Annotated in this window: 17 protein-coding genes and 3 pseudogenes; all 20 read left to right on the top strand. The window is 40.4% G+C overall.

What is annotated here, in order from left to right; all coding sequences use genetic code 11:
- Positions 1-571: 571 nt before the first annotated feature.
- The 20 genes and pseudogenes from J5A56_RS06570 (at position 572) to J5A56_RS13465 (ending at position 25067) form a co-directional block, all read left to right on the top strand.
- A complete protein-coding gene (locus tag J5A56_RS06570) occupies positions 572-1231 on the top strand; it encodes a hypothetical protein (protein ID WP_021671103.1) in 660 nt (219 codons plus the stop codon).
- 20 nt (positions 1232-1251) lie between these two features.
- A complete protein-coding gene (locus J5A56_RS06565; RefSeq protein ID WP_021671104.1) occupies positions 1252-2265 on the top strand; it encodes a HEAT repeat domain-containing protein in 1014 nt (337 codons plus the stop codon).
- Positions 2266-2304: 39 nt separating this feature from the next.
- Positions 2305-3801, top strand: coding sequence for a hypothetical protein (locus J5A56_RS06560; RefSeq protein WP_021671105.1), 1497 nt, complete (start codon positions 2305-2307; stop codon positions 3799-3801).
- Positions 3802-3990: 189 nt separating this feature from the next.
- Positions 3991-5208: a transposase gene (locus J5A56_RS06555; protein WP_211815574.1), complete on the top strand. Its 1218-nt coding sequence runs from the start codon at positions 3991-3993 to the stop codon at positions 5206-5208.
- Between the two features lie 94 nt (positions 5209-5302).
- Complete coding sequence (locus J5A56_RS06550) at positions 5303-5599, top strand: hypothetical protein (RefSeq protein ID WP_021671747.1); 297 nt, start codon at positions 5303-5305, stop codon at positions 5597-5599.
- A gap of 1335 nt (positions 5600-6934) precedes the next feature.
- Positions 6935-7408 (top strand): hypothetical protein, encoded by a 474-nt coding sequence (locus J5A56_RS06545; RefSeq protein ID WP_021671744.1) that lies wholly within the window; start codon positions 6935-6937, stop codon positions 7406-7408.
- Between the two features lie 105 nt (positions 7409-7513).
- A pseudogene (locus J5A56_RS06540) lies at positions 7514-9487 on the top strand (RHS repeat-associated core domain-containing protein); the annotation flags it as partial.
- A 322-nt stretch (positions 9488-9809) separates the two neighbouring features.
- On the top strand, positions 9810-10115 hold the full coding sequence (locus tag J5A56_RS06535; protein WP_196801649.1) for a hypothetical protein: 306 nt from the start codon (positions 9810-9812) through the stop codon (positions 10113-10115).
- 506 nt (positions 10116-10621) lie between these two features.
- Positions 10622-12898, top strand: coding sequence for an RHS repeat-associated core domain-containing protein (locus J5A56_RS06530; protein WP_211815595.1), 2277 nt, complete (start codon positions 10622-10624; stop codon positions 12896-12898).
- Complete coding sequence (locus J5A56_RS06525; RefSeq protein ID WP_021670800.1) at positions 12864-13298, top strand: hypothetical protein; 435 nt, start codon at positions 12864-12866, stop codon at positions 13296-13298. The genes J5A56_RS06530 and J5A56_RS06525 overlap by 35 nt, the downstream gene beginning before the upstream one ends.
- A 133-nt stretch (positions 13299-13431) precedes the next feature.
- Positions 13432-15180 carry an RHS repeat-associated core domain-containing protein gene (locus tag J5A56_RS06520; protein WP_249112184.1) on the top strand — a complete coding sequence of 583 codons (1749 nt, stop codon included), beginning with the start codon at positions 13432-13434 and terminating at the stop codon, positions 15178-15180.
- An 8-nt stretch (positions 15181-15188) separates the two neighbouring features.
- Positions 15189-15467, top strand: coding sequence for a hypothetical protein (locus tag J5A56_RS06515; RefSeq protein ID WP_211815573.1), 279 nt, complete (start codon positions 15189-15191; stop codon positions 15465-15467).
- A 17-nt stretch (positions 15468-15484) separates the two neighbouring features.
- Entirely contained in the window at positions 15485-15808 is a 324-nt protein-coding gene (locus J5A56_RS06510) for a hypothetical protein (protein ID WP_211815572.1), read from the top strand.
- Between the two features lie 110 nt (positions 15809-15918).
- A pseudogene (locus J5A56_RS13925) lies at positions 15919-16698 on the top strand (RHS repeat-associated core domain-containing protein); the annotation flags it as partial.
- Positions 16699-17311: 613 nt separating this feature from the next.
- A complete protein-coding gene (locus J5A56_RS06500; protein WP_211815571.1) occupies positions 17312-17656 on the top strand; it encodes a hypothetical protein in 345 nt (114 codons plus the stop codon).
- Positions 17657-17799: 143 nt separating this feature from the next.
- Positions 17800-19461 (top strand): annotated as a pseudogene (locus tag J5A56_RS06495) (RHS repeat-associated core domain-containing protein); the annotation flags it as partial.
- Positions 19462-19669: 208 nt separating this feature from the next.
- Positions 19670-20089: a hypothetical protein gene (locus tag J5A56_RS06490; protein ID WP_211815570.1), complete on the top strand. Its 420-nt coding sequence runs from the start codon at positions 19670-19672 to the stop codon at positions 20087-20089.
- A gap of 578 nt (positions 20090-20667) precedes the next feature.
- Positions 20668-22926 carry an RHS repeat-associated core domain-containing protein gene (locus tag J5A56_RS06485; protein WP_249112177.1) on the top strand — a complete coding sequence of 753 codons (2259 nt, stop codon included), beginning with the start codon at positions 20668-20670 and terminating at the stop codon, positions 22924-22926.
- The gene (locus tag J5A56_RS06480) at positions 22883-23392 is read left to right on the top strand and encodes a hypothetical protein (RefSeq protein ID WP_021673219.1); all 510 of its coding nucleotides are present in this window, start codon (positions 22883-22885) and stop codon (positions 23390-23392) included. The genes J5A56_RS06485 and J5A56_RS06480 overlap by 44 nt, the downstream gene beginning before the upstream one ends.
- Position 23393: 1 nt before the next feature.
- Entirely contained in the window at positions 23394-25067 is a 1674-nt protein-coding gene (locus J5A56_RS13465; protein WP_249112138.1) for an RHS repeat-associated core domain-containing protein, read from the top strand.
- Positions 25068-26659 lie beyond the last annotated feature (1592 nt).

Genomic DNA, 26659 nt, shown 5'->3' with positions numbered 1-26659 from the left:
CAAGGGAAGTCTGGGACCGTTCTTCACCATGTCATTGAGAACTTTGCACATGACCTCGCGGTCCTTCCAGGAAGGAAGGTCGTCAAGATCCAGGGGCAGCAGGTATTGCTGCCGGGTCCTGCCGTCACTGTCGCGGTAGGACTCGTAGAGCCGGGGGTAGGAGAAGTAATGCTTTTGTCCGTCTGCACCGGCTTTGATTCTTGTTTGGACCTTGATATACATCGGGCACAAATGTAATTATAATTCACGACCCGTGCAAGTACCGATGTACCACACAATTGGGACTATTTTTCAGATTAAGAATTATTAGCAGGAATATGACTGATTTTCATCAGATATTGGACCTAAATTGTTAAAATGAAGAATTCCTATAACATTATTTAAAAGACAGACTAAACAATTGCACAAGTTGGGTTAGAGTTTTGGAGTTCAAACACTTGCCAGATTGTAAAGATATTCTCATCTTACTCCCTTTGCTTTTTACTCTTTTAACGAAAGCAAAAAATATAACAGAAACTTGCTTTATAACACAAAAAAAATGTAAATTTGCAGCAAACCCAACATTGACAATATGCAAAAATTGCAATGGGAAAGAATAAAGGCATTCGTCCAACATAAAGAACTATCGCTGGTTACAGCCTTACATCTTGGCTCGATTATCCTCTGCGGACTAATTTATGCCCTACTACCCGAAGACATCCACCTACGTTGGGGACTGACTTATTGGCTGATATGGATTGCCCTCCTGTCGCCCATTCCGCTGATGACTGCAGCACGGAAAAGCAAAAGGAAGTTGGTGATACGCCTTTATAGTGGAATGATAGGTATTGGTCTGTGGCTATTTGCTATTTTCCTTCAAGCCATAGGGATCGATATCTTTTACTCTCCGACCTGCTTCTGCAAAGACGGTGACTACCTTGTAAGGCGAGAATACGACTTCTTCGACGACAATCTGATAGCTGTTTACAAGGTTAGCGGAGTAACAGAAAAGAGAATAGCATTCTATAGTTACAGCAAACCCGACTCTATCAAGGTTTATGAACCATTGAATATCATCGCTTTCTATTGCCCTACAAGGATAGTAGAAGACCCATGGGTCAGCGACACCATTGCCCCTCTCCGTGTCATCGAACAGCTTCGCGACGGCACAATGGAACCTGAACAGAGGAAGAAGATAGAACAACTTGCCCACCAACTTAACGCTCGACTCGGTTATACACTAAAGAAATAAAACAAGAAAAAGATATCATAATGAACAACTTAGTGCTTAAACAACGTATTTACCTTATCGCAACAGTCCTCACACTGATAGTTTTAGGAAGTAGCTACGGCTCTTGCACAAAGTTTTCAGATAGGTTATCTGATAGTGCTATGCTGGCACTCGATTCCTTCCACCACTGTCAGTATATGGCACTTTCAAGGAGTATCGGAATGGCGGGGAGGCGGTCAGAGCAATTAGATTATGCCGATCAGCTCAGCCGTCACACTACGATAGAACAGTTAGCGGAGATTGCTAATACCGATACTTCGCGCATAACAAGGCTCTGGGCATACAGAATTCTACTGAAGAAGGCTGACAAACAAGTATTTGACATATTGAGGCAGGCATTAAAAGATACGACACACGTAGAGTTGATGTCTGGTTGTAGCGGCTTTGAAGAACCTTACAACCGCACCGCTATCTCTATCTATTTTCACGAAGGCAACAAACTTAAGCTCTCCAATCAGCTGCGTTTCTCACTTGATAGCCTCATCTTCTTCGGTTATATGAAGAACAATGGCTTTGAAGATGGACTGCCCATAGACTTCAAACCCCACAAGATTTATTATGCCACAGTCATCGAAGAAGCCGACAAAGGGAATGCTGCTATTCTCCCTCTCCTCGCTCAATACAAGAATCCCAATGACCGCCAGCGTATCAACAAGTTGTTGAAAGCCAATCTAAAGAAAGATGGTATATGCTCCTATGAGGCATGTGGAGCCATCAGTAATTGGAACGCCCCAGCCTTCGAGTGGTATGCTAAGGCTACTTGTCAAGCTACTATCAAACAAAAAGACTATTATGCAGGTGATATTCTCCCACTTCTTTGTGCCTACCCTGCCCCTTGGAGCTACCAAATACTTAAAGAACTGCTCACTCAGAAAGGAGATTACAGCAACTGTGACATTGCTAAAGATTATCTTGCAGAGCGATATAAAACGCACCCCATCCCTCCTATCTTCAAACCATTATACGATAAATATATGATGAAAAATTACCAATAAGAGAAAAGTAAAAACTATAAACCCAAATCATAAAGTTCAATGTTCAAAGTTCAAAGTTCAAGCCTCAAAGTTCAAAGGATTAAAAACTTCAAACAACCTGTTTGCCTTGTCGCAACACTCCTCTCTATAACACTTCTTGGCAGTAGTTTCAGAAGTGGTAAGACCGATGTGTACGAGATGCCAGATAGCATTCAGATGGCTATCGACTCCATAAATAAGCATGGTATATTTGCCTCTACCTACGTACTCGGTCCAGAGCATCATCGCTCTGAACAATATAACTATGCTGATTGGCTGCGCCGTCACGCTACCCCCGACCAGTTAGCCGAGATCGCTAAGACAAATTCTAATCCTACCACACGTCTTTGGGCGTTAAGAATCTTGTTGGAGAAACCTAACAAGCAAGTCTTCGATGTCCTGAAAGCGGCTATTAACGACACAACTGAGGTTGAACAAATGAGTTATTGTTTCTACTCTAAGCTTCCTTATAACCTCAAGGCTTTCTGCCTCTACTACTTTGATCAAGAGAATAGTCAGACAGAAGAAATGCAGGAGGCGATTGACAGTTTAGCTTTCTTCGATTATATGAAGCTGTATGGATTTGATTCTGAAATTCTCAATCACTTCAACCCTAAACAGAAATACTATGCAACTGCTGTCGAAGCTGCTGACAACGGACAGGTAGAAATACTGCCATTGCTCATCAAATACAAGAATCCTAACGACCTACCGCGTATCAGTAAGTTGCTGCAAGCTGACTTTGAGGAGAACAAGAAACTGACATACGAATCTCGTAAAATCCTTAAAGAATGGGACAAACCTGACTTTGAAGAATACGCAAAAAGCGTGTATCAAGCCGTTATCGGTAAGCCTGACTACTTTAGCGTAGAGGATTATTTCCCTCTTCTTTGGCAATATCCTGCACCTTGGAGCTATCAACTTCTCGACAATGTACTCTCTGGAAAAGACAGATATAGTGATATTTACCAAATAAGGGAACACCTTGTAAAGTATTCTAAAGCAGGTCCTGTCCCTCCGATTTTCCAGCCACTGTATGACAGATATCTACAAGAAAGGAAGACCGTTAGAAGTGGAAGACCGCAAACTGACGCGTCACTTAAAGCCTTAACGACCGCTCTTGACGCCTTAAACAAAGAGACTTTCTATTCTGAGGAAGAGAAAGTTGGTTCTCCTAACGGTTATCGTTTAATGCAATTTGACTATGCTGACTCACTGCGCTACAATGCAACAAGCGACCAGTTGGTTGAGATTGCCCAAACAAGTCCTTCACGTATCACACGCCTTTGGGCGCTCAAAATCCTTACAGAGGAACGCAACGATAACATATTCAACATTCTGAAACAGGCTATAAACGACACAACGAGCGTGAACAATATATTCCGCTTTGAAGGAGAAGTGAAAATACCTTTCAACCATTGTGTGTTCAGTGTCTACTATCATAACGTAGACGAGGACCAACCCACACAACAGCGGGCAGCCATTGACAGCTTGATGTTCTTTGATTATATGCAATAGTCCGTTAAATTTTCGCAGTTTGCGAAGCTTTTACCCAAAAGGCAACAGGAATTGTGGTAGAAAGGAAACATGATAAGTCTCTGAGAAAGAGATAATTAGGCAACAGAATATAACAAAATATAACATAATAAAATCGGCTATCTCATTGAATTTCAGTAACTTTATAGATGTAAAAAGACAATAAAGTTTATGCTGATAACCAACTTGATTAGCCGATATATGAGGCTCTGCAAAGCAGCATTTAGTGCCGAAGATGGAGCAAAGTTAAACAAAAGTATTCAAACAAACGTCATGGAAATGCTTTTTCTTTTGATGGTCATCCCAAGGAAATGTAATTTCACGCAGATGGGACGCTATGGAAAGCGTGGCGAGCAATGCTATCGGCAGACGGCAGAGCGCAGCGTGAACTGGCTCGAAATGAATATGTGGCTGAGTGCTTTCGCCTTCAAGCAGGGTAAGGGTCGCAATGCCATCGTTATTGATCCAAGCTTCATTAAGAAGGCTGGGAAGCATACCCCATACGTGGGTACGTTTTGGTCGGGCTGTGCAGGTGCGGTAAAGCACGGTCTTGAGATTCTCGGTATCGGGGTGATAGATGTAGACCTGCATGAGTGTATGATGCTCAAGGCGGTGCAGACCACATTGGAAAAAGGCGAGGAGAAAAAAGAGATGAGCCTATACGACTGGTATGCCAAAGTATTGGAGGACGACAAGGTAACCTTACAGCGTATTTGCAAGGTTCTTGTCGCCGACTCAGCCTTCTCCAAAAGACCTTTTATCGACAAGGTAATGAAGATGGGATTCCATGTTGTGAGCCGCTTGCGTCATGATGCTGCCTTGTTCTACACATGGGATGGGGAACCCACAGGAAAGCCCGGTCGTCCTCGTATCAAAGGTGATAAGATTGACGTAAGGAACATCGACATATCCAAAGGCAATGAGCTTGATTTAGGAGAGACCAAAGGTACAGCCTATGCGCTCAAGGCATGGTGCAAATCCTTGCATAGGGTCGTGTCGCTTGTCATCCACGAGTTGCCCAACGGTGTCCGCCGTCTGTACTTCTCTACGGATGAGAGCATGAGTGGACGCGATGTGATGGAGTACTATACCACACGTTTCCAAGAGGAGTTTTGCTTTCGCGACGCAAAGCAATTCCTCGGTCTTACCGATTGTCAGGCACGCGACAAGAGAAAACTTGAATTTGCTTTCAACTCTTCATTCACAGCACTCAATGTGACCAAAATCATGTGCAAGGAACTTGGCACGTCCATCGGTCGACTTAAAGCGCAGATGGTCAATGCCTACTATGCGCAACGAATTATTGACGTGTTCGAGAAGAACCCGAACACGCCATTAAATAAAGAAAGGATAAATGATATATTTAGTTTCAATGCTGATGCAGCATAATATTTAACGGACTATTGGTAATAGATATATTGACCATTTCAAGATAGAAGGGTATTGGCGTATTATTAAAGCTGATGATTCGTCTAAAGGAACAGTGATATGTATAAGTAAAAAGAAAGATGTTTATGTAGGGAGAATCTATAAAAAAAATGATAATAAATATGTCAAGTTATTAGTTGATAGTAATGACGTTTTGTTCACTTCTATATACAAATTATCTAAAGTACAATATAAATTTGTAAAAACAAAAATAGGTGCTACGCTGCTATCAGATTATGGATTATCTACAGAACAAGAGTATTCTGCTATGACAGATAGTGCTGATACTTTGAAGTTAATAAGAAAAGATAATTATACACATACCCCAGATATTATATTAGTGAGGTATTAAGTATCCCTATAGAGCCTTTACACAATAGGAATGGACGTATAACCACAATAGGATAGAATAAAATCGTTGTCCGCTAAACATTTTATTAGATATGATTCAAGGCTGAATCCTAAGTGAGGGATTCAGTCTTTTTGGTTTTCTTTGTTCCAATGTAAAGAACACTTATAATCATGAGGAAAGATACATATTTCTTCGGACACAGTCTTTGGATTTATATTGTTTATAGTTACTCTAAAACGCTAAGTTAGTTTTTGTATTTAGTTGCTGTCACTTTTAACACTATACGTAGGTCACTTGTTATCAATATGTTGCAACGTAGAAAATTGTGACAGGAGTGACAGAAAAATTGAAAAGCAGTTGTTTTTATGGTGTTATTCTAATAATGTAGAGAAGCCAGTAATCTATTGTTACAAAAGAAAAAAGAATATTAGCAGTGTTGTAATAAAGATTCACAAATTAAAAATAGTAGGTGCTCTTGGATATGGTAAAAGATGGTTCTTCCGTTAAATACGTAGATACTTTTCGTATAGCTTTAACGGAAAAACCGAAGTAATTCATTAAACAAAAACATAGCCAAGACCTGTCAACTGTCTATTCTATTATTACCCTCCAAGACCGAAAACCCTTTCATTTTAATACTTCAAAATACAGATAATGTTCTGAAAAATCATTACATAATTTCGGATAAAACATCTACAAATAATGGCAAAAATACGTGTAAAAGGTAAATTTATAACTAACAGAAAATCAATTAGTTATGAGGTTATACAGAAAAAGGTGCTTAATTGGACTTCAAAAGGGCGTTAGTAAGAGCTCAAAAGGGCATCTATTGCAAGTCAATTGGGCATCTTTTAGAAGTCAAAAGAGCATGTGTTGGTTTTGAACTGCATAAAAATAGTTTACAAACCTCAACTAATAAGGGAGTAAGTTGTTTGTAGAAGACAAATATACATTGCACCTAATTACATTTATTATGTAGTTTATCCCCCTTTGTAAAACCATCTTATTGGGGGTAATCATACCATGTATGTGGATTAATCTCATTCTATTAACAATCTTCGCATTTAACGGAAGAACCATAAATCATCACTCATTCGAGTTTTAACACTCAAAAGTTTGGATAACTCACTTATTTTATTTATTTTTGCTTCATAACAGCTTTGTTGTCTTGTCCTTAAAATCAGTTGTTTAGCGATTACTAATTTACAAAGAAAATTCGATAAACAGTTTTTTTCTATTTATCTTTGAGGGTGGGAAACGTTAGTTTAGTAATATAAGTCGCGAAGGGAAATTTAATGGCTTTATAGATTTTAAAGAACGAACAAAATAGTAGTTATGAACTGGTATCAAATTAAAAAATATATATATTATACAAATGATGATTATGTCAGAGATATAATCGCTCTACATCTTAAGAAAGGTACATTGAAAGCTATTTATAACTATATCTGTCAAACGTCTTTTGTTTCTATGGAAGAGAGATTTAAAGGTATTGAAGAAGATATAGAGTATGATATTTGTAACGAGATAATCACTCTTTTCTTATGTGAAAAACCTGTTCTTAGGTGGTACTTAAATAGTACAGAACAGTTAGAAATGGATATTGATTCAAGATTTGTTGATAGTTTGAATGTTTACAATAAGATTTGTGAATTCTTGACAAACTTATCATGCTTAATAGATGATGATATATTTTTATTAGATGATGTTATTAAGGAAAAACCTTTGGTATTAATGGTTTTCAAACCTCAAGCTCCCCCAGAAATAATAGAAGGTACCAAATATTTTGAATTTCCTTCTTGTCAGTAAGATATGAGATAGTACAGCTATGACCCAGTCGGACAGGTGATGACGGTTCAGCATCCTAACGGTAGGGAGACGAAGTATGCCTATGACTTGCTTGGTCGCAAACTGATGGTGAATCATCCTGATGTGGGTGAAACGAATCTGACCTATGATGCGGCAGGCAACCTCCTGACGAAACTTACGACAGAGCTTAGGAAGTCGATATCTGACAAGGGTTACATCTCTTACACCTATGACTTCGAACGGTTGCATGAGGTGCTTTATCCTGAAAACCTCTTCAACCGTGTTACTTATACCTATGGTAAGGCTGGCGATAAGTATAACCGTGCCGGTCGTCTTGCCCTCGTTGAGGATGCGAGTGGCGGTGAAGCATATTACTATGGTCGTCAGGGTGAGGTGACGAAGACTGTACGTACAGTCATGGCGAGCGTGGCGGATATCAGGACTTATGTCTATGGTGCTACGTATGACAGTTGGAACCGTGTGCAGACGATGACTTATCCTGACGGTGAAGTGGTAACTTATCACTACAATGCTGCAGGACAGGTGGAGAGCATGACGAGCAATAAACAGGGACGTCAGAGCGTTATTGTTGATAGGATAGGTTACGATAAGGAGGGTCATACAGTCTATACGAAGCTCGGTAATGGCACGGAGACAACCTATACCTACGATAAGCAGCGTGAACGTCTGCAGGTGATGAACCTTACAGCGGATGGTCAGGCTGTGATGGAAAACAGGTACCAGTATGATGCTGTGGACAATATCCTCGGTATTACGAATGCCGCCAACCCAACGTCGCTGACGAAACTCAACAAGGCGAAGCTGGGAGGAAGGAGTTCGCATACGTATGAGTATGATGAGCTGAACCGCCTTATTCATGCAAGTGGTAAGGCTAAGCGTGCATCGTATGATATGGTGATGTCGTTCGGACGGATGAGTGAACCGCTGACCAAGGTACAGAAGGTGGACTCAACAACAACTGCTAAGTCTTATAACTTTGCTTATAAGTATGAGGACAGTAACCACCCGACGGCTCCAACGCAGATTGGTCACGACCATTACACCTATGATGCCAATGGTAATCCTACACTGGTAACGAACGACTCTACGAATACTACCCGTGAGATGTACTGGGATGAAGATAACCGCCTGATGGTACTCTCTGACAATGGCAAAACGAGTCGATATACTTATAATGCTGCTGGTGAACGCATCATGAAGAGTTACGGAACGATGGAGGGTGTGTATATCAATGGTGCACCACAGGGTATAACCTTCCACGAGACGGACAACTTCACACTTTATCCAGCAAGTATCCTCTCAGTCAATAAGAATCGATTTACAAAGCATTACTTTATTGGTGACAAACGAATCGCATCAAGGATAGGAACAGGTCTGTTCAACAACGTTTACGGGCGTAATGGCTCATACGTAACCGCTGGTCAGCAGGATTATGCTGAGCGCATGAATCAGATTCAGAAGCAGAAAGAAGCATACTATAAGCAGCAGGGCATTGCCCCTGGTGTACCTACAATGAAGGGCGCGTATGGTGATCCGGAGAATACAAAACGAGGATATAACTCTATCATTGACACACTTGGCAACCATGATGTGCCACAGGGTTGGATTCAGACTCCACGCCCTAACACCACACCGAATACCAACCCCGGTCCACCTGTAAGCTGGAACGACCCGAGTAACCCTGACGACCCACAGGCTGGTTATGGTTATATTCCTAATGACACAACGAAGGAGGAAACCTTCTTCTATCACAGTGACCACCTTGGTTCAACGTCTTACATCACGGACGACAAAGCCAATATCACGCAGTATGATGCTTACCTGCCGTACGGAGAGCTGTTGGTTGATGAGCATAGTAGCAGTGAAGACCTGCCGTATAAGTTCAATGGCAAACAGTTTGATGAAGAGACTGGTCTATACTATTATGGTGCAAGGTACTTGAATCCTATGTCAAGTATTTGGTATGGGGTGGATCCAATGAGCCTCACAAAGCCAACGTTACTTAGTTATGTCTATTGCTCTGATAATCCTATTAGATACTATGACAAAGATGGAAAAATAGGGATTGATGGTGTTATTATCGGAGGGGTTGCTGGTGGATTATCGCAATATTTAACGATTATCATGGATAAGATGGATAAGGTCTCTATAAACTCTTTCATCAATGCAAATAAAGAATTAGAGGGGAGAGATTATTTGAGCATCACATGGGGTATTGCAACAGGTGCAGCGGAAGGTGCCATCAATAATGGCATTTCAAGCATTTTGAAGATTATTAAAAACCCTGTAGCAAAGTTTATAGCTAAAGAGGGGGATTGGCTTCTTATTGGAAGGTCTCGAAAATGTTATAGGGAGAGTTATAAATAAAGAAGAAATGTCTGTGAAGTCCATCATAGCAGAAACTCTTATAAGCAAAGGAGTTGGACATATTCTCCCGTCAAGCTATCTAAAAAAAGCAACAGCAGAGGCTAGGCATAACTATAGTGTTGCTTTACATAAATTAGAAAAATTACAGTCACGTAGAACTCCTAACATGAAATTAATTAGAAATGCTAAATCAGCAATGAGAGAAGCGAGAGCATTATATGGGACTTTGGTCTCATTTACAACAGGGGTAGAGACGGTAAAAAAAGAAGTTGGAAAGAAAGTACAATCACAATTACCTAAAGATTATGGTGGTCAATAAAATGGAATACAAACAAGTTCGTAGATATCTTCTATTGATGATCTCTGGCTGTATTATATATTTATTCTACAGTATTATAGTTGTTTATTACGATACTCAAGCAATTAAATCGGGTCCAATTAAGTCATATAAAATAGTGTCAGAACATAGTGGTGCTATAAATATAACTTCATATATCATAGTACGTTATATGAGTAAGGAATACACTGTCACAGTAAGTAGGAAGGATATAAATGACGGGAATCTAAATAAAATTTTATACCATAATAAATGGAATGATACACTTTTTTATGATGAAAAAGAGGATATATATGTTAGGTTGGGAATTCTTTCATTAGGCCTGCTCTCAGTACTTTGCATGAGACTCTATATGAAAGGTTATCATGGAAGTAAGAAATGAAGCTTATTTTTGCCCTTTTGTTCTTGCTCTTGTAGAGAATGCTTCGGGCGGTGAAGCCTATTACTATGGTCGACAGGGTGAGGTGACGAAAACTGTCCGTACAGTCATGGCGAGCGTAGCAGATATTAGGACTTATGTCTATGGTGCTACCTATGACAGCTGGAATCGTGTACAGACAATGACTTATCCTGACGGTGAAGTGGTAACTTATCACTACAATGCTGCCGGACAGGTTGAGTGTCTTACGAGCAATAAACAGGGACGTCAGAGCGTTATAGTTGACAGGATAGGTTACGACAAGGAGGGTCATACGGTCTATACGAAACTTGGTAATGGCACGGAGACAACCTATACCTACGACAAGCAGCGTGAACGTCTGCAGGTGATGAACCTTACAGCGGATGGTCAGACTGTGATGGAAAACAAGTATCGCTATGATGCTGTGGATAATATCCTCGGTATTACGAATGCTGCCAACCCAACGTCGCTGACGAAACTCAACAAGGCGAAGTTAGGAGGAAGGAGTTCGCATACGTATGAGTATGATGAACTGAACCGCCTTGTCCACGCAAACGGTAAGGCAAAGCGTGCATCGTATGATATGGTGATGTCGTTCGGACGGATGAGTGAACCGCTCACTAAGGTACAGAAAGTGGACTCAACAACAACCGCCAAGTCTTATAACTTTGCTTATAAGTATGAGGACAGCAACCACCCGACGGCTCCAACGCAGATTGGTCATGACCATTACACCTACGATGCCAACGGTAATCCAACGCTGGTAACGAACGACTCAACCAACACGACCCGTGAGATGTACTGGGACGAGGACAACCGCCTGATGGTCTTAAGCGATAATGGCAAAACCTCACGCTATACTTATAACGCTGCTGGCGAACGCATCATGAAGAGTTACGGTACGATGGAGGGTGTGTATATCAATGGAGCACCGCAGGGTATTACTTTCCACGAGACGGACAACTTCACACTTTATCCTGCAAGTATCCTCTCTGTCAACAAGAACCGCTTCACGAAGCATTACTTCCTTGGTGACAAACGAGCTGCTTCAAGGCTAGGAACAGGCTTGTTCAATAACGTCTATGGACGTAACGGCTCATACGTTACTGCTGGTCAGCAGGATTATGCTGAACGTATGAACCAAATACAACGTCAGAAGGAAGCATACTATAAGCAGCAGGGCATTGCCCCTGGTGTACCTACAATGAAGGGTGCGTATGGTGACCCCGAGAATACAAAACGAGGGTATAACTCTATCATTGACACACTCGGTAACCACGATGTGCCACAGGGGTGGATTCAAACTCCACGCCCCAACACCACACCGAATACTAACCCCGGTCCACCTGTAAGCTGGAATGACCCAAGCAACCCTGATGACCCGCAGGCTGGTTATGGATATATTCCAAACGACACCACAAAGGAAGAGACCTTCTTCTATCATAGTGACCACCTCGGCTCAACGTCTTATATCACAGATGACAAAGCCAACATCACCCAGTATGATGCTTACCTACCATACGGTGAACTGTTAGTTGACGAGCATAGCAGTAGTGAGGACCTACCGTATAAGTTCAATGGTAAACAGTTCGATGATGAGACAGGTCTGTACTATTACGGTGCAAGATACATGGACCCAATCATAAGTTTGTGGTATGGGGTGGATAATTTAACAGAAAAGTATGTGTCGGTAGGTTCGTATACATATTGTAACGGGAGTCCAATTGCGAATATTGATGTTATGGGAATGTTCCCTAAGGGCATTGTTGTAAAACATGTCGAAACCGTTGTTCTGTACCAAGCAGTAGGCTCCGCCAATACGTTAATGAGGATACCCCATGAAGTAACATACTATACCTTTAGGGAATCAGCCGCTCACTTATTGTCTTTGGTAGCGAACGTTCCCATTACGTATGTGAAGAATGCAAGGCTTGAAGAATTCATTTCTCAACCCGAAGGCAATAGCATTACAATTGGCGGCTCTCCCAATAATGCACGAATCCTTGTGTCGCCATATTATCTTGATAATAGCAGAGCTGGGCAGGATTATGACGTCTGGTTCCGCCAATTCTCGCACGAGGTGGTACACACTAAGCAGATTGCGCGCGATAAGGGTCTGACAAAATATTTGCTTAAAACAATAGCAGGTTATATTAAGGCTGGCAACCACGACGATGCTCCTCGCGAAATAGAGGCTCAGCAAGGGACTAAAACATATGACGCTTTCCGCGAATTCGTTACGACACACTTCAAAGCATCTATCGGGAATTTGTTTAAGAATGACAAACTGAAGGAGAAAGACAAAATCGAACAAATCAATAAATGGTGGAATGAATTCAAAAAACATACAAGCAATAAAAAATAGAATAATATTGGTAACAATAGTGTTTACACTTTGTGCATGCGACAATCATGATTTCACGTTTGACGAAGAGAAACAGACTTTCTACGTGTATGATATGTTAAGTTTTTATATTGAGCCTGATGGCGAAAAAGAATTATTTTATTCCTATGATATAGAGTTAAAAGAAAAAAAGAAAGAAAAAGGAATTGACACACTTGATCTAAATAATATTTCTTCGAAATATCAAGTGGAGGCATGCTTTCCTAACATTGATACGGTTGTAAATAATCCAAAGCGTGCCGTATTGGCACCCGACACTCGATATAGAGTCTTGCACATGGGAATGGGAAGAGTGTATGGTGTCAAATATTATCAGACAGATTCCACAGGGAAACTAAAAAATGAAGAAGAACCAAAGTAAAGTACAAGGTAAAGAAACTACTCTTGGAGAAAGACTAATACGCATTTATATCTATTAGGCGTTAAACCGACTGATTCATGCTACAGGCAAGGCGAAGAACGCCCCCTACGACATGGCGATGACCTTCGGGAAGATGAGCGAGCCACTGACAAAAGTTCAGAAAGTGGACTCAACGACAACTGCTAAGTCTTATAACTTTGCTTATAAGTATGAGGACAGTAACCATCCGACGGCTCCAACACAGATTGGTCACGACCATTACACGTATGATGCCAATGGTAATCCTACGCTGGTAACGAACGATTCGGCGAACACTACCCGAGAGATGTACTGGGATGAGGACAATCGACTCATGGTACTCTCTGATAACGGCAAGACAAGTCGTTACACTTACAACGCAGCTGGTGAACGTATTATGAAGAGTTACGGTACGATGGAGGGTGTGTATATTAACGGTGCACCACAGGGTATCACCTTCCACGAGACGGACAACTTCACGCTCTACCCAGCAAGTATCCTCTCTGTAAACAAGAATCGCTTTACAAAGCATTACTTCATTGGTGACAAACGAGTTGCTTCAAGGATAGGAACGGGTCTGTTTAACAACGTCTATGGACGCAACGGCTCATATGTAACTGCAGGTCAGCAGGACTATGCAGAGCGTATGAATCAGATTCAGAAGCAGAAAGAGGCATACTATAAGCAGCAGGGCATTGCCCCTGGTGTACCTACAATGAAGGGTGCGTATGGTGACCCGGAGAACACAAAGCGAGGGTATAACTCTATCATTGACACACTCGGCAACCATGATGTGCCACAGGGTTGGATTCAGATTCCACGCCCCAACACCACACCGAATACCAACCCCGGTCCACCTGTAAGTTGGAATGACCCGAGTAACCCTGATGACCCACAGGCTGGTTACGGCTACATTGCCAATGACACGACACGTGAAGAAACTTTCTTCTATCATAGTGACCACTTAGGTAGTACGTCTTACATCACAGATGATAAAGCCAACATCACGCAGTATGATGCATACCTACCGTATGGTGAACTGCTTGTGGATGAACACTCATCAAGTGAGGAAATACCGTATAAGTTCAACGGCAAGGAGCTGGATGAAGAAACAGGGTTGTACTACTATGGTGCAAGGTACTTGAATCCTATGGCAAGTATTTGGTATGGGGTGGATCCGTTGGCAGAGAAGTATAAGTTTTTAGGTTCTTATGTATATTGTAAAGATAATCCTATCAGTTTTATTGATAAATTTGGCGAGCGACCAGAAGGAAATGATTCTAATAGACCTAAAAGAGTTACTTTTTTTGTTTATCAAGGCAAATGGGCAAACGTGTATAAGACTCATAAGATGTATATGCACAATAGAAGTTCAATAAGTTTAACTTATGATTCGAACGTATCCAATAGAAATACACGAAGAAAAGCATCTTTAAAAGATAGCGGATTAGCACCCAAGATTGGTTATGATAGAGATGAGTTTCCATATGCGACGACAATGGAAGGTGGTAAAGGGGCTGCCGTAAACTATGTACCATTAATAGAGAACAGGAGTCATGGAGGGTATTTGGGGGCATTTATAAGGTTCAACCATTTGAAAACTGGTGATATAATACAAGTAGTCCTGGTTCCTAAAAAACAAGGAGAAAAACCAAGACTAGTTCCTCAAGCTATGCCTTATTTACGTAGACAGCCCGAATCTAAAAATGTGAATAAGGTTTTTGGAGCAATTGTCTTAGGAAAAATTTTCTCAAGTGCTTTAGAGGCTATTGGAAGTACGGTACAGAGATCCACGTTCCTACTTATTCCACCAACGACACGTTATATGAATGAATATGATAGTAGACAACCACAAATTAGATAATTTTAAAGATGAACGATCTTATCAAAAAACTGGAAAGACAACTTATCCAAGCTCATAATCCAATATTGAATGAAATGGATTGGGACTTTAATTGGAAAGACAAACAAAGTATAGAGAGTGCGTTTAGACTCTTAGAACTCGAATGTTGCCCAGAACTTTTAGATTTATACCTGTGGAAGACAGGATGTGCTCATGAACTCCTTCTAGATTTAAGTGAAGGTGAAGAAAACCAAATAAACTTTCTTCTATGGGCAATTATGCCGCATATTCTTTATCGAGAGATATAATGACTCAAAATAAAATAATGCAAGCATCTTATGCCGATGATGAACGTATGTATCCATTTATTTTTGATGGGGTTTATGAAGATCCTATCCTCATAGACCTTGATTCAAGCAGAGAGACATATAAAGCTCTATTTTATTATAGTCCTCAGGTCTTATTATCTGATGCTCCTATCATGATATATGACTCCATAGAAAGTTGGCTAAAGACAATAATTCAATGTTATGAACAAAATATCTATAGTGTTGATGAAAAAGGTATCTTCCAGTCAAAAACAAATTTAGAAGTTCAATTGTCTCGTAACATGAACCCTAAATCAGATTATTGGTTATTAGACTTCTAGGTTTCTGATTGAGAGTAAATAATTATACTAAATTATATAATTTAATATTAACTATATTTATGGAATGATGAATCTCTTACATCTATGACTTCGAACGACTTCGTGAGGTGCTTTATCCAGCTTCGATAATCAGGATTAACAAGAATCGCTTTACAAAGCATTACTGCATTGGTGACAAACGAGTTGCTTCAAGGATAGGAACAGGTCTGTTTAACAACGTTTACGGACGCAACGGCTCATACGTAACCGCTGGTCAGCAGGATTATGCTGAACGTATGAATCAGATTCAGACACAGAAGGAGGCGTACTATAAGAAGGTGGGTGTAGCTCCTGGTGTACCGACAGAAAAGGGCGCGTATGGTGATCCGGAGAACACTGGTGTTGGTTATAATGCTGTCCTTACAGAACTCGGTAACCATGATGTGCCACAGGGTTGGATTCAGACTCCACGTCCTAACACGACCCCGAATACCAACCCTGGTCCACCTGTAAGCTGGAATGACCCGAGCAACCCTGATGACCCGCAGGCTGGTTATGGCTATATTCCAAATGACACAACACGTGAGGAAACCTTCTTCTATCACAGTGACCATCTCGGCAGTACGTCTTACATTACTGATGATAAAGCCAATATCACGCAGTATGATGCTTACCTACCATACGGTGAACTGTTAGTTGACGAGCACAGCAGCAGTGAAGACCTGCCGTATAAGTTCAACGGTAAGCAGTTCGATGAAGAGACAGGCTTGTACTATTATGGTGCAAGGTATATGAATCCTGTGGCAAGTATTTGGTATGGGGTGGATCCAATGAGCCTCACAAAGCCAACGTTACTTAGTTATGTCTATTGCTCTGATAATCCTATTAGATACTATGACAAAAATGGAAAAATAGGGATTGATGGCGTTATTATCGGAGGGGTTGCTGGTGGTGCATCAGAATACCTTTCTATAATGTTCCAGAAAATGGATAACCTTTCTATAAGTTCATTTGTTAAAGCTAACAAGAGTTTAACATGGAAAGACGGTGTAAGCATTGCATATAATGTAGGAACAGGTGCTATAAGCGGAGCATTGGATAATGGAATTTCAACCATGGTAAAGATTGTGAGAAATCCTATTGCTAAGTGGATTCTCAAGGAAGGTATAGGAATTATACTTGAAGGAGTAGAAAGTGCTATTTCAAAAATGATTACAGGTAAGAGTATTGATGTAAAAGCAATAGTAGCACAAACACTAATAAGTAAGGGATTTGGACACATTCTTCCTATTGCTTATATAAAAAAAGCTACTATAGGGGCAAGACAGAACTATCAGAGAGCCTTGAAGGCTCTTAAAGATTATCAGAGTAGAAGATCTCCTAATGCAAAACTAGTAAGTAAAGCTTTAGCTGGCCTAAAAGAAGCCAAGCTAAACTATGGTCTCCTTTCTGGATTTCTAACAGGATTAAAGACAACGCATAAACAGATAACTCGTAAAGCCGTAGAGCTATTACCCAAAGAATATGGCGATAAATAAATACAAAAGTAGAATCTTAATTAGGTATGTTTGGATAGTATCCTTTTTCTGTATCGCATGGTTTTCGTATAGTTGTGCTGCATTATTAACTAACAAGCATTACTCAGTAAGAATCCCAGATAATTCTTACAAAATTTTAGAAGTGAATCCTGGTAATGTTGATGTATCTGCAACAATTACCATAAATTATGCTGGGCAGAATTATACAGTACCAGTAACTGAAGAAGATTTAAATCATCATAAGCTGCATAAAAAGTTTTTTTATAATAAATGCTTTAACTATATTTTTATGAAGGAGATGGGAATGGCTTTTGGAGATTTGCAATTGTAGGCTTAGGTATAATGGTTATCTTGTTGTTATTATATTTAAAAAATATGGAGACTAAGGGACAAAGCTATTATTAAAAGTTCGTCACAATGATATAGAGATTCCCTTCATAGTCTTAGTTATTCTCATTCAAGCGAAATTCAACAATAGCGAGTGTGGCAGATATTAGGACTTATGTCTACGGTGCTACCTACGACAGTTGGAACCGTGTGCGGACGATGACTTATCCTGACGGTGAGGTGGTGATCTATCACTACAATGCGGCAGGACAAATAGATGGTCTTTCAAGCAATAAGGGAGGACGTGAGAGCGTTATAGTAGACAGGATAGGTTACGACAAAGAGGGTCATACGGTCTATACGAAACTTGGTAATGGCACGGAGACTACCTATACCTACGACAAGCAGCGTGAACGTCTGCAGGTGATGAACCTTACAGTGGATGGTCAGACTGTGATGGAAAACAAGTATCGTTATGATGCTGTGGATAATATCCTCGGTATTACGAATGCCGCCAACCCAACGTCGCTGACGAAACTCAATAGGGCGAAGTTAGGAGGAAGGAGTTCGCATACGTATGAATATGACGAGCTGAACCGCCTTGTTCACGCAAGCGGTAAGGCAAAGCGTGCATCGTATGATATGGTGATGTCGTTCGGACGGATGAGTGAACCGCTGACGAAGGTACAGAAGGTGGACTCAACGACAACTGCCAAGTCTTATAACTTTGCTTATAAGTATGAGGACAGTAACCATCCGACGGCTCCGACGCAGATTGGTCATGACCATTACACCTACGATGCCAACGGTAATCCAACACTGGTAACGAACGACTCTACGAATACTACTCGTGAGATGTATTGGGATGAAGATAACCGCCTGATGGTACTCTCTGACAACGGCAAGACAAGTCGTTACACTTACAACGCTGCCAGCGAACGCATCATGAAGAGTTATGGCACGATGGAGGGTGTTTATATCAATGGTGCACCGCAAGGTATTACATTCCATGAAACAGATAACTTTACGCTTTATCCAGCTTCAATAATCAGCATTAACAAGAACCGCTTTACAAAGCATTACTTCCTTGGTGACAAACGAGTTGCTTCAAGGATAGGAACAGGTCTGTTCAATAATGTCTATGGGCGTAATGGCTCTTACGTAACAGCTGGTCAGCAGGATTATGCTGAACGTATGAACCAAATCCAACGTCAGAAGGAAGCGTATTATAAGCAGCAGGGCATTGCTCCTGGTGTACCTACAATGAAGGGCGCGTATGGTGACCCAGAGAATACAAAACGAGGATATAACTCTATCATTGACACACTCGGCAACCATGATGTGCCACAGGGTTGGATTCAGACTCCGAAGCCGAACACCACACCGAATACTACCCCCGGTCCACCTGTAAGTTGGAATGACCCGAGCAACCCTGATGATCCGCAGGCAGGTTATGGTTACATTCCAAACGACACTACGAAAGAGGAAACCTTCTTCTATCATAGTGACCACCTCGGCAGCACGTCTTACATCACAGATGACCATGCCAACATTACACAGTATGATGCCTACTTACCGTATGGTGAGCTGTTGGTTGACGAGCATAGCAGTAGTGAAGACCTGCCGTATAAGTTCAATGGCAAACAGTTTGATGAAGAGACTGGTCTATACTATTATGGTGCAAGGTACTTGAATCCTATGTCAAGTATTTGGTATGGGGTGGATCCAATGAGCCTCACAAAGCCAACGTTACTTAGTTATGTCTATTGCTCTGATAATCCTATTAGATACTATGACAAAGATGGAAAAATAGGGATTGATGGTGTTATTATCGGAGGGGTTGCTGGTGGATTATCGCAATATTTAACGATTATCATGGATAAGATGGATAAGGTCTCTATAAACTCTTTCATCAATGCAAATAAAGAATTAGAGGGGAGAGATTATTTGAGCATCACATGGGGTATTGCAACAGGTGCAGCGGAAGGGTGCCATCAATAATGGCATTTCAAGCATTTTGAAGATTATTAAAAACCCTGTAGCAAAGTTTATAGCTAAAGAGGGGATTGGCTTCTTATTGGAAGGTCTCGAAAATGTTGTAGGGAGAGTTATAAATAAAGAAGAAATGTCTGTGAAGTCCATCATAGCAGAAACTCTTATAAGCAAAGGAGTTGGACATATTCTCCCGTCAAGCTATCTAAAAAAAGCAACAGCAGAGGCTAGGCATAACTATAGTGTTGCTTTACATAAATTAGAAAAATTACAGTTACGTAGAACTCCTAACATGAAATTAATTAGAAATGCTAAATCAGCAATGAGAGAAGCGAGAGCATTATATGGGACTTTGGTTTCATTTACAACAGGGGTAGAGACGGTAAAAAAAGAAGTTGGAAAGAAAGTACAATCACAATTACCTAAAGATTATGGTGGTCAATAAAATGGAATACAAACAAGTTCGTAGATATCTTCTATTGATGATCTCTGGCTGTATTATATATTTATTCTACAGTATTATAGTTGTTTATTACGATACTCAAGCAATTAAATCGGGTCCAATTAAGTCATATAAAATAGTGTCAGAACATAGTGGTGCTATAAATATAACTTCATATATCATAGTACGTTATATGAGTAAGGAATACACTGTCACAGTAAGTAGGAAGGATATAAATGACGGGAATCTAAATAAAATTTTATACCATAATAAATGGAATGATACACTTTTTTATGATGAAAAGGAGGATATATATGTTAGGTTGGGAATTCTTTCATTAGGCTTGCTCTCAGTACTTTGCATGAGACTCTATATGAAAGGTTATCATGGAAGTAAGAAATGAAGCTTATTTTTGCCCTTTTGTTCTTGCTCTTGTAGAGGATGCGAGTGGCGGTGAAGCCTATTACTATGGTCGTCAGGGTGAGGTGACGAAGACTGTACGTACAGTCATGGCGAGCGTGACGGATATCAGGACTTATGTCTATGGTGCTACCTATGACAGTTGGAACCGGGTGCAGAAGATGACTTATCCTGACGGTGAAGTGGTGACTTATCACTACAATGCTGCAGGACAGGTGGAGAGTATGACGAGCAATAAACAGGGACGTCAGAGCGTTATTGTTGACAGGATAGGTTACGACAAAGAGGGTCATACGGTCTATACAAAGCTTGGTAATGGCACGGAGACAACCTATACCTACGACAAGCAGCGTGAACGTCTGCAGGTGATGAACCTTACAGCGGATGGTCAGACTGTGATGGAGAACAGGTATCGCTATGATGCTGTGGATAATATCCTCGGTATTACGAATGCTGCCAACCCAACGTCGCTGACGAAACTCAACAAGGCGAAGTTAGGAGGAAGGAGTTTGCATACGTATGAGTATGATGAACTGAACCGCCTTATTCACGCCAGCGGTAAGGCAAAAAGTGCAAGTTATGATATGGTGATGTCGTTCGGACGGATGAGTGAGCCACTCACTAAGGTGCAGAAGGTGGACTCAACGACAACTGCTAAGTCTTATAACTTTGCTTATAAGTATGAGGACAGTAACCATCCGACGGCTCCAACACAGATTGGTCACGACCATTACACGTATGATGCCAACGGTAATCCTGTGCTGGTGACAAACGACTCTACGAACACTACTCGAGAGATGTACTGGGATGAAAACAATCGTCTGATGGTACTCTCTGATAATGGCAAGACAAGCCGTTACACTTACAACGCTGCTGGTGAACGCATCATGAAGAGTTACGGAACGATGGAAGGTGTGTATATCAACGGCGCGCCACAGGGTATTACTTTCCACGAGACGGACAACTTCACGCTTTATCCTGCAAGTATCCTCTCTGTAAACAAGAATCGCTTTACAAAGCATTACTTTATTGGTGACAAACGAGTTGCTTCAAGGATAGGAACGGGTCTGTTCAATAATGTCTATGGGCGTAACGGCTCATACGTAACCGCTGGTCAGCAGGACTATGCTGAACGCATGAATCAGATACAGAAGCAGAAAGAGGCATACTATAAACAGCAGGGCATTGCCCCTGGTGTACCTACAATGAAGGGTGCGTATGGTGACCCCGAGAACACAAAACGAGGATATAACTCTATCATTGACACACTCGGCAACCATGATGTGCCACAGGGGTGGATTCAGACTCCGAAGCCGAACACCACACCGAATACTAACCCCGGTCCACCTGTAAGCTGGAATGACCCGAGCAACCCTGATGACCCACAGGCTGGTTATGGATATATCCCTAATGATACCACAAAAGAAGAAACCTTCTTCTATCACAGTGATCACCTCGGTAGCACGTCTTACATTGCAGACGATAAAGCCAACATCACACAGTATGATGCCTACTTGCCATACGGTGAACTCCTTGTAGACGAACACTCATCGAGTGAAGACCTACCATACAAGTTCAACGGCAAACAATTCGATGAAGAAACTGGCTTGTATTATTATGGTGCAAGGTACTTGAATCCAATCACGAGTTTATGGTATGGTGTGGATCCGCTAGCAGAGAAATATGTCGCCACAGGTGGATATGTATATACCTTGGATAATCCTGTGAGATTAATAGATCCGAATGGTAATTGGTCCTGGCCATGGGAACGAGGATCACTCATTGAATACCGTGGTAATGGGGTGTTTGGAATAAGAATAGAAAATTTTAGCAAAACTATGCAATCCAATTTCAAAAGAGCTAATAATAATCCTGCTAATTGGAGACCAGGAGAACTTGGTATAAACACAGAAATCGGAAAAATTTCTGTTGACAATTATGCACATAAAAGTTTCACCATAGGGCGTAAACCAGCTGGTATAGACCCAAAAGATGGGAATGTAAGAATCAGGAGACCAATTGCGAAATCTACTGGCCAAGAAGATAGAAGATTCCATAGTTTTGACCCTATGCCTGTAAGAGGATCAGCTAAGGCTGTTGGAGCGATTGCCATACTAGACTTTGCAAATTATGCGGTAGATACATATATGACACTTTCGACCTTTTGGGATAGTAATGCATTTGACGATCAAATGGCCTCTTTCAGAAAAGCAATAAGAGCGGTAAATAGCCAAATGAATTCAATTCCCGATAATTACAGAAAGGACACTAATAAGATGGGCGCAATTCTAAATTATGTTTTTCAAGGAGAAAATACAACAAAAGATAAAAACATTGACAAAATAGGACAAAATATTTTATCAAAATCTGGGAGATATGATAGGACAAATAAGACTTACAAACCTTTTATTAAAAGGTAAAAAGCGTGCTTTCTTAACAGTGATTGTTATAATAGCAATCTTTTGTATTTTTACTATGATCAAAAAGCATACTCCTCTGTATGATAATTTGCAAGGTGTATGTAATATAGATTTTAGCAAATCGTATTTCTGTCGTCAAACGGATTTTCATCCTTTAGAAAACAATATTTTCATTACTAAACAAAAGATTAGTCTTCCTGTTATAGTAACAGCCAATGATGATGTAAAAGGAAATTATAAAGAATTAGATAGACTAGAAAAAGAGGCTAAAGGAATCTGGAAAATAATTAGTGTTAATCCAGATTCCATTCAGATAGAAGTATCTAAAAGTATTCTAAATGGTAAATATTCTGTGATTTTTAAAAAGAATCAAAAAGAAAATGAAAAGTTAAACTATTATATAATCTTAAAAAATGATTCTACATATATGGTTTGTACTAAAGAAATTTTGAACTTTAAAAAGTAAAGTGATTAAAGATACACCTATCCGAGTGGTGAATGACTCGACGAATGAGACGAGAGAACTGTACTGGGACGAGGAGAACCAGCTGATGGTGCTGTCGGACAACGGGAAGACGAGTCGTTATACTTACAACGCTGCTGGTGAGCGTATCACGAAGAGCTACGGAACGATGGAAGGTGTGTATATCAATGGTGCGCCACAGGGTATCACATTCCACGAGACGGACAACTTCACACTTTATCCTGCAAGTATCCTCTCTGTAAACAAGAATCGCTTTACAAAGCATTACTTCATTGGTGACAAACGAGTTGCTTCAAGGATAGGAACAGGTCTGTTTAATAACGTCTATGGGCGTAACGGCTCATACGTAACAGCTGGTCAGCAGGACTATGCTGAACGTATGAACCAAATACAACGTCAGAAGGAAGCATACTATAAGCAGCAGGGCATTGCCCCTGGTGTACCTACAATGAAGGGTGCGTATGGTGATCCAGAGAATACAAAACGAGGGTATAACTCTATCATTGACACACTCGGTAACCATGATGTGCCACAGGGTTGGATTCAGACTCCGAAGCCGAACACCACACCGAATACTAACCCCGGTCCACCTGTAAGCTGGAATGACCCAAGCAATCCTGATGACCCACAGGCTGGTTATGGCTATATTCCAAATGACACTACGAAAGAGGAGACCTTCTTCTATCACAGTGACCACCTCGGTAGTACATCTTATATTACAGACGAAAAAGCCAACATCACACAGTATGATGCCTACCTGCCATATGGTGAACTGTTAGTTGACGAACATAGTAGCAGTGAAGAACTGCCGTATAAGTTCAATGGCAAACAGTTCGATGAGGAAACTGGCTTGTATTATTATGGTGCAAGGTACATGAATCCTATGGCAAGTATTTGGTATGGGGTAGATCCATTGAAAGAGAAATATCCTGGTATTACATCTTATAATTATGTATTTTATAATCCTCTTTTTTTCAAAGATCCAAATGGAAAATCCGCGAAGGTTACAATAAATAGTCGAACAAAGACTATCGTTATAAGTGCAACACTTGTTTTCTACGGAGAATGTGCTTCTACTGTTATTGCATCTCAAACAGCAGCAGATATACAAAATAGTTGGAATGCAGCTCAAGGAAAAGTTACTATAGGAAAAACTACGTATAATGTCGTTTTCCAAATAAAAGGAGAATATAGAGACACTGGTGGTTGGCTAGGCCTAAAAGGAGTTGCTTTAGATATAGAGAAAGCTAACAATACTAATCCAGAGATAAATTACGTAGAAGTTGTTAAATATGCTACAGGAGGATCCATTGAGGGTGTCTCTTATATGGATATAGGAGGGAATGTTGGAGAATTTCAACTTGATAATATAAAAGGGCCAGGTACACTTACAGAGGCTCATGAGTTTGGACATAGTTTAGGCTTAAAACATACGGAAAGAGACCTTCGTGGTAAGGGGCAACCTAATATAATGGCTCCTCGTGGGACATTTGTTGATAAGAGCTACCAATATAATCCTCAAGCCAAGCCTGGTTCAAAAGGGGGCACATTAGACCCTGCAAAACGAAAGGTAACACAAAAAGATATTGATCAATTGAATATTAATAAATTAAATTTCAAAGATGGAAAAGCTTATCTTGGGCATGTTTCGGATTAAATTTTATATCTTAATTTCTTTAACATTATCCTTGTTCCTGTTTTTTTCTTGTAAATCGAAGACAGAAATTGATCCTCAAGCAATAACAGGATGCTGGGAACTAGTTAGTAAAGATGTTAAACCGATTGCATACATAAATTTGTCTTTTTATAAAGATTCTACAGCCATATTTGATTGCCTGACAGATACTGTTATTTATTTACGATATAGGGTTCACAAGGATTCTTTATATCTAAAAGATTTAAATAATAATTGTACTAGAGATTTAGTACTATCATTAGATAGTAATACCTTTTGTCTAGGCAGCTTAAAAAAATGTAACGAGAAACTTATATATAAAAGGAAAAAAGATACCTTGGAACAATTTGATACTTCGTTTATCAAATCTATAGTTCCTGCTTGGTAAATTTGTTAGATATAATTTAAGGCTGAACTCCTCAACAGGGGTTCAGTCTTTTTGTTTCCTTTGTTTCAATGTAAAGAACGCCTAGAATCATGAGGAAAGATACATATTTCTTCGGATACAGTCTTTGGTATTACATGTTCTATAGTTACTCTAAACCCCTAATATAGTTTTGTTTTTAGTTGCTGTCACTTTTAACATTTCGTGTAAGCGGCTTGTTATCAATTCGTTGTGATGTTGGAAGGAGTGACAGGAGTGACAGGAAAATTGAAAGGTGGTTTGTTTTTATGGTGTTGTTATAATAATGTAGTGGGAGAGATACTCGCTTGTTATGAAAGGGAAAAGGGCATAAGAAGGGGCGTAATAAAGATTCATACATTGAGAATAGTAGGTGTTTTTTTATAAAGTAAAAGATGCCCTTTTGTAGAGTAAAAGGTGCTCTTTTGAGGTGTGAAAGACGCCCTTTTGCAGCGTAAAAGGGCACCTTTTAGAAAGGCATTTATAAGTCTTTGATAGAGAATGGCATACAAGTCCGAATGCTTTGCATAACTCCAGATTTTGTGGACATGCAGCTTCAAATCACTGTAAATATATTTCAGATTAGTCTGTAATGGTGCGGTGATATACATCGAGATGGATAATCTTACAAGGATCTGCGCTGGAACGTTTTACTATGAACAGGCGTATCTTATAACTATTAGTTCCCCCTTTCCCACCCAAGGACAAAATCCTACCGTATACCATTTCCGTTTTTGCTGTCATTTCTGTCACTCCTTTTATGTCTTTAATATCCTGAATATAAACCCATTACGCGAAGTGTTAAAAGTGACAGCAACTAGAAATTAAACTTAATTAGGGGTTTTGATGCTTTTTTCTTGGTTACATTTACGCGCACAACGCACCCTATCCTTCCCCGTTTTCCCATGATCTAAAGACTCATTTACAAAATAAAGTTGTATATTTGCAGTTGGTATGCATACGACTTGCTTGGTCGCAAACTGATGGTGAACTATCCTGATGCGGGTGAAACGAATATGACCTATGATGCGGCAGGCAACCTCCTGACGAAGCTCACGGCAGAACTTAGGAAGTCGATATCTGACAAGGGTTATATCTCTTACACCTACGATTTCGAGCGACTCCATGAGGTGCTTTATCCAGAAAACCTCTTCAATCGTGTTACATATAC

The sequence above is a fragment of the Prevotella melaninogenica genome, assembly GCF_018128065.1.
In the GTDB taxonomy this organism is placed as follows: Bacteria; Bacteroidota; Bacteroidia; order Bacteroidales; family Bacteroidaceae; genus Prevotella.
Note: the sequence above shows the minus strand (reverse complement) of the source record. Positions and strands in the feature narration are given on the sequence as shown.

Bases quoted from the DNA above. Each gene is read 5' to 3' on its own strand.
- J5A56_RS06500 (WP_211815571.1), top strand. From the start codon at position 17,312: ATGGCGATAAATAAATACAAAAGTAGAATCTTAATTAGGTATGTTTGG.
- J5A56_RS06480 (WP_021673219.1), top strand. From the start codon at position 22,883: ATGATAGGACAAATAAGACTTACAAACCTTTTATTAAAAGGTAAAAAG.
- J5A56_RS06570 (WP_021671103.1), top strand. From the start codon at position 572: ATGCAAAAATTGCAATGGGAAAGAATAAAGGCATTCGTCCAACATAAA.
- J5A56_RS06555 (WP_211815574.1), top strand. From the start codon at position 3,991: ATGCTGATAACCAACTTGATTAGCCGATATATGAGGCTCTGCAAAGCA.
- J5A56_RS06525 (WP_021670800.1), top strand. From the start codon at position 12,864: ATGAATTCAAAAAACATACAAGCAATAAAAAATAGAATAATATTGGTA.
- J5A56_RS06545 (WP_021671744.1), top strand. From the start codon at position 6,935: ATGAACTGGTATCAAATTAAAAAATATATATATTATACAAATGATGAT.
- J5A56_RS06565 (WP_021671104.1), top strand. From the start codon at position 1,252: ATGAACAACTTAGTGCTTAAACAACGTATTTACCTTATCGCAACAGTC.
- J5A56_RS06560 (WP_021671105.1), top strand. From the start codon at position 2,305: ATGTTCAAAGTTCAAAGTTCAAGCCTCAAAGTTCAAAGGATTAAAAAC.
- J5A56_RS06515 (WP_211815573.1), top strand. From the start codon at position 15,189: ATGAACGATCTTATCAAAAAACTGGAAAGACAACTTATCCAAGCTCAT.
- J5A56_RS06510 (WP_211815572.1), top strand. From the start codon at position 15,485: ATGCAAGCATCTTATGCCGATGATGAACGTATGTATCCATTTATTTTT.
- J5A56_RS06520 (WP_249112184.1), top strand. From the start codon at position 13,432: ATGAGCGAGCCACTGACAAAAGTTCAGAAAGTGGACTCAACGACAACT.
- J5A56_RS06485 (WP_249112177.1), top strand. From the start codon at position 20,668: ATGACTTATCCTGACGGTGAAGTGGTGACTTATCACTACAATGCTGCA.
- J5A56_RS06530 (WP_211815595.1), top strand. From the start codon at position 10,622: ATGGCGAGCGTAGCAGATATTAGGACTTATGTCTATGGTGCTACCTAT.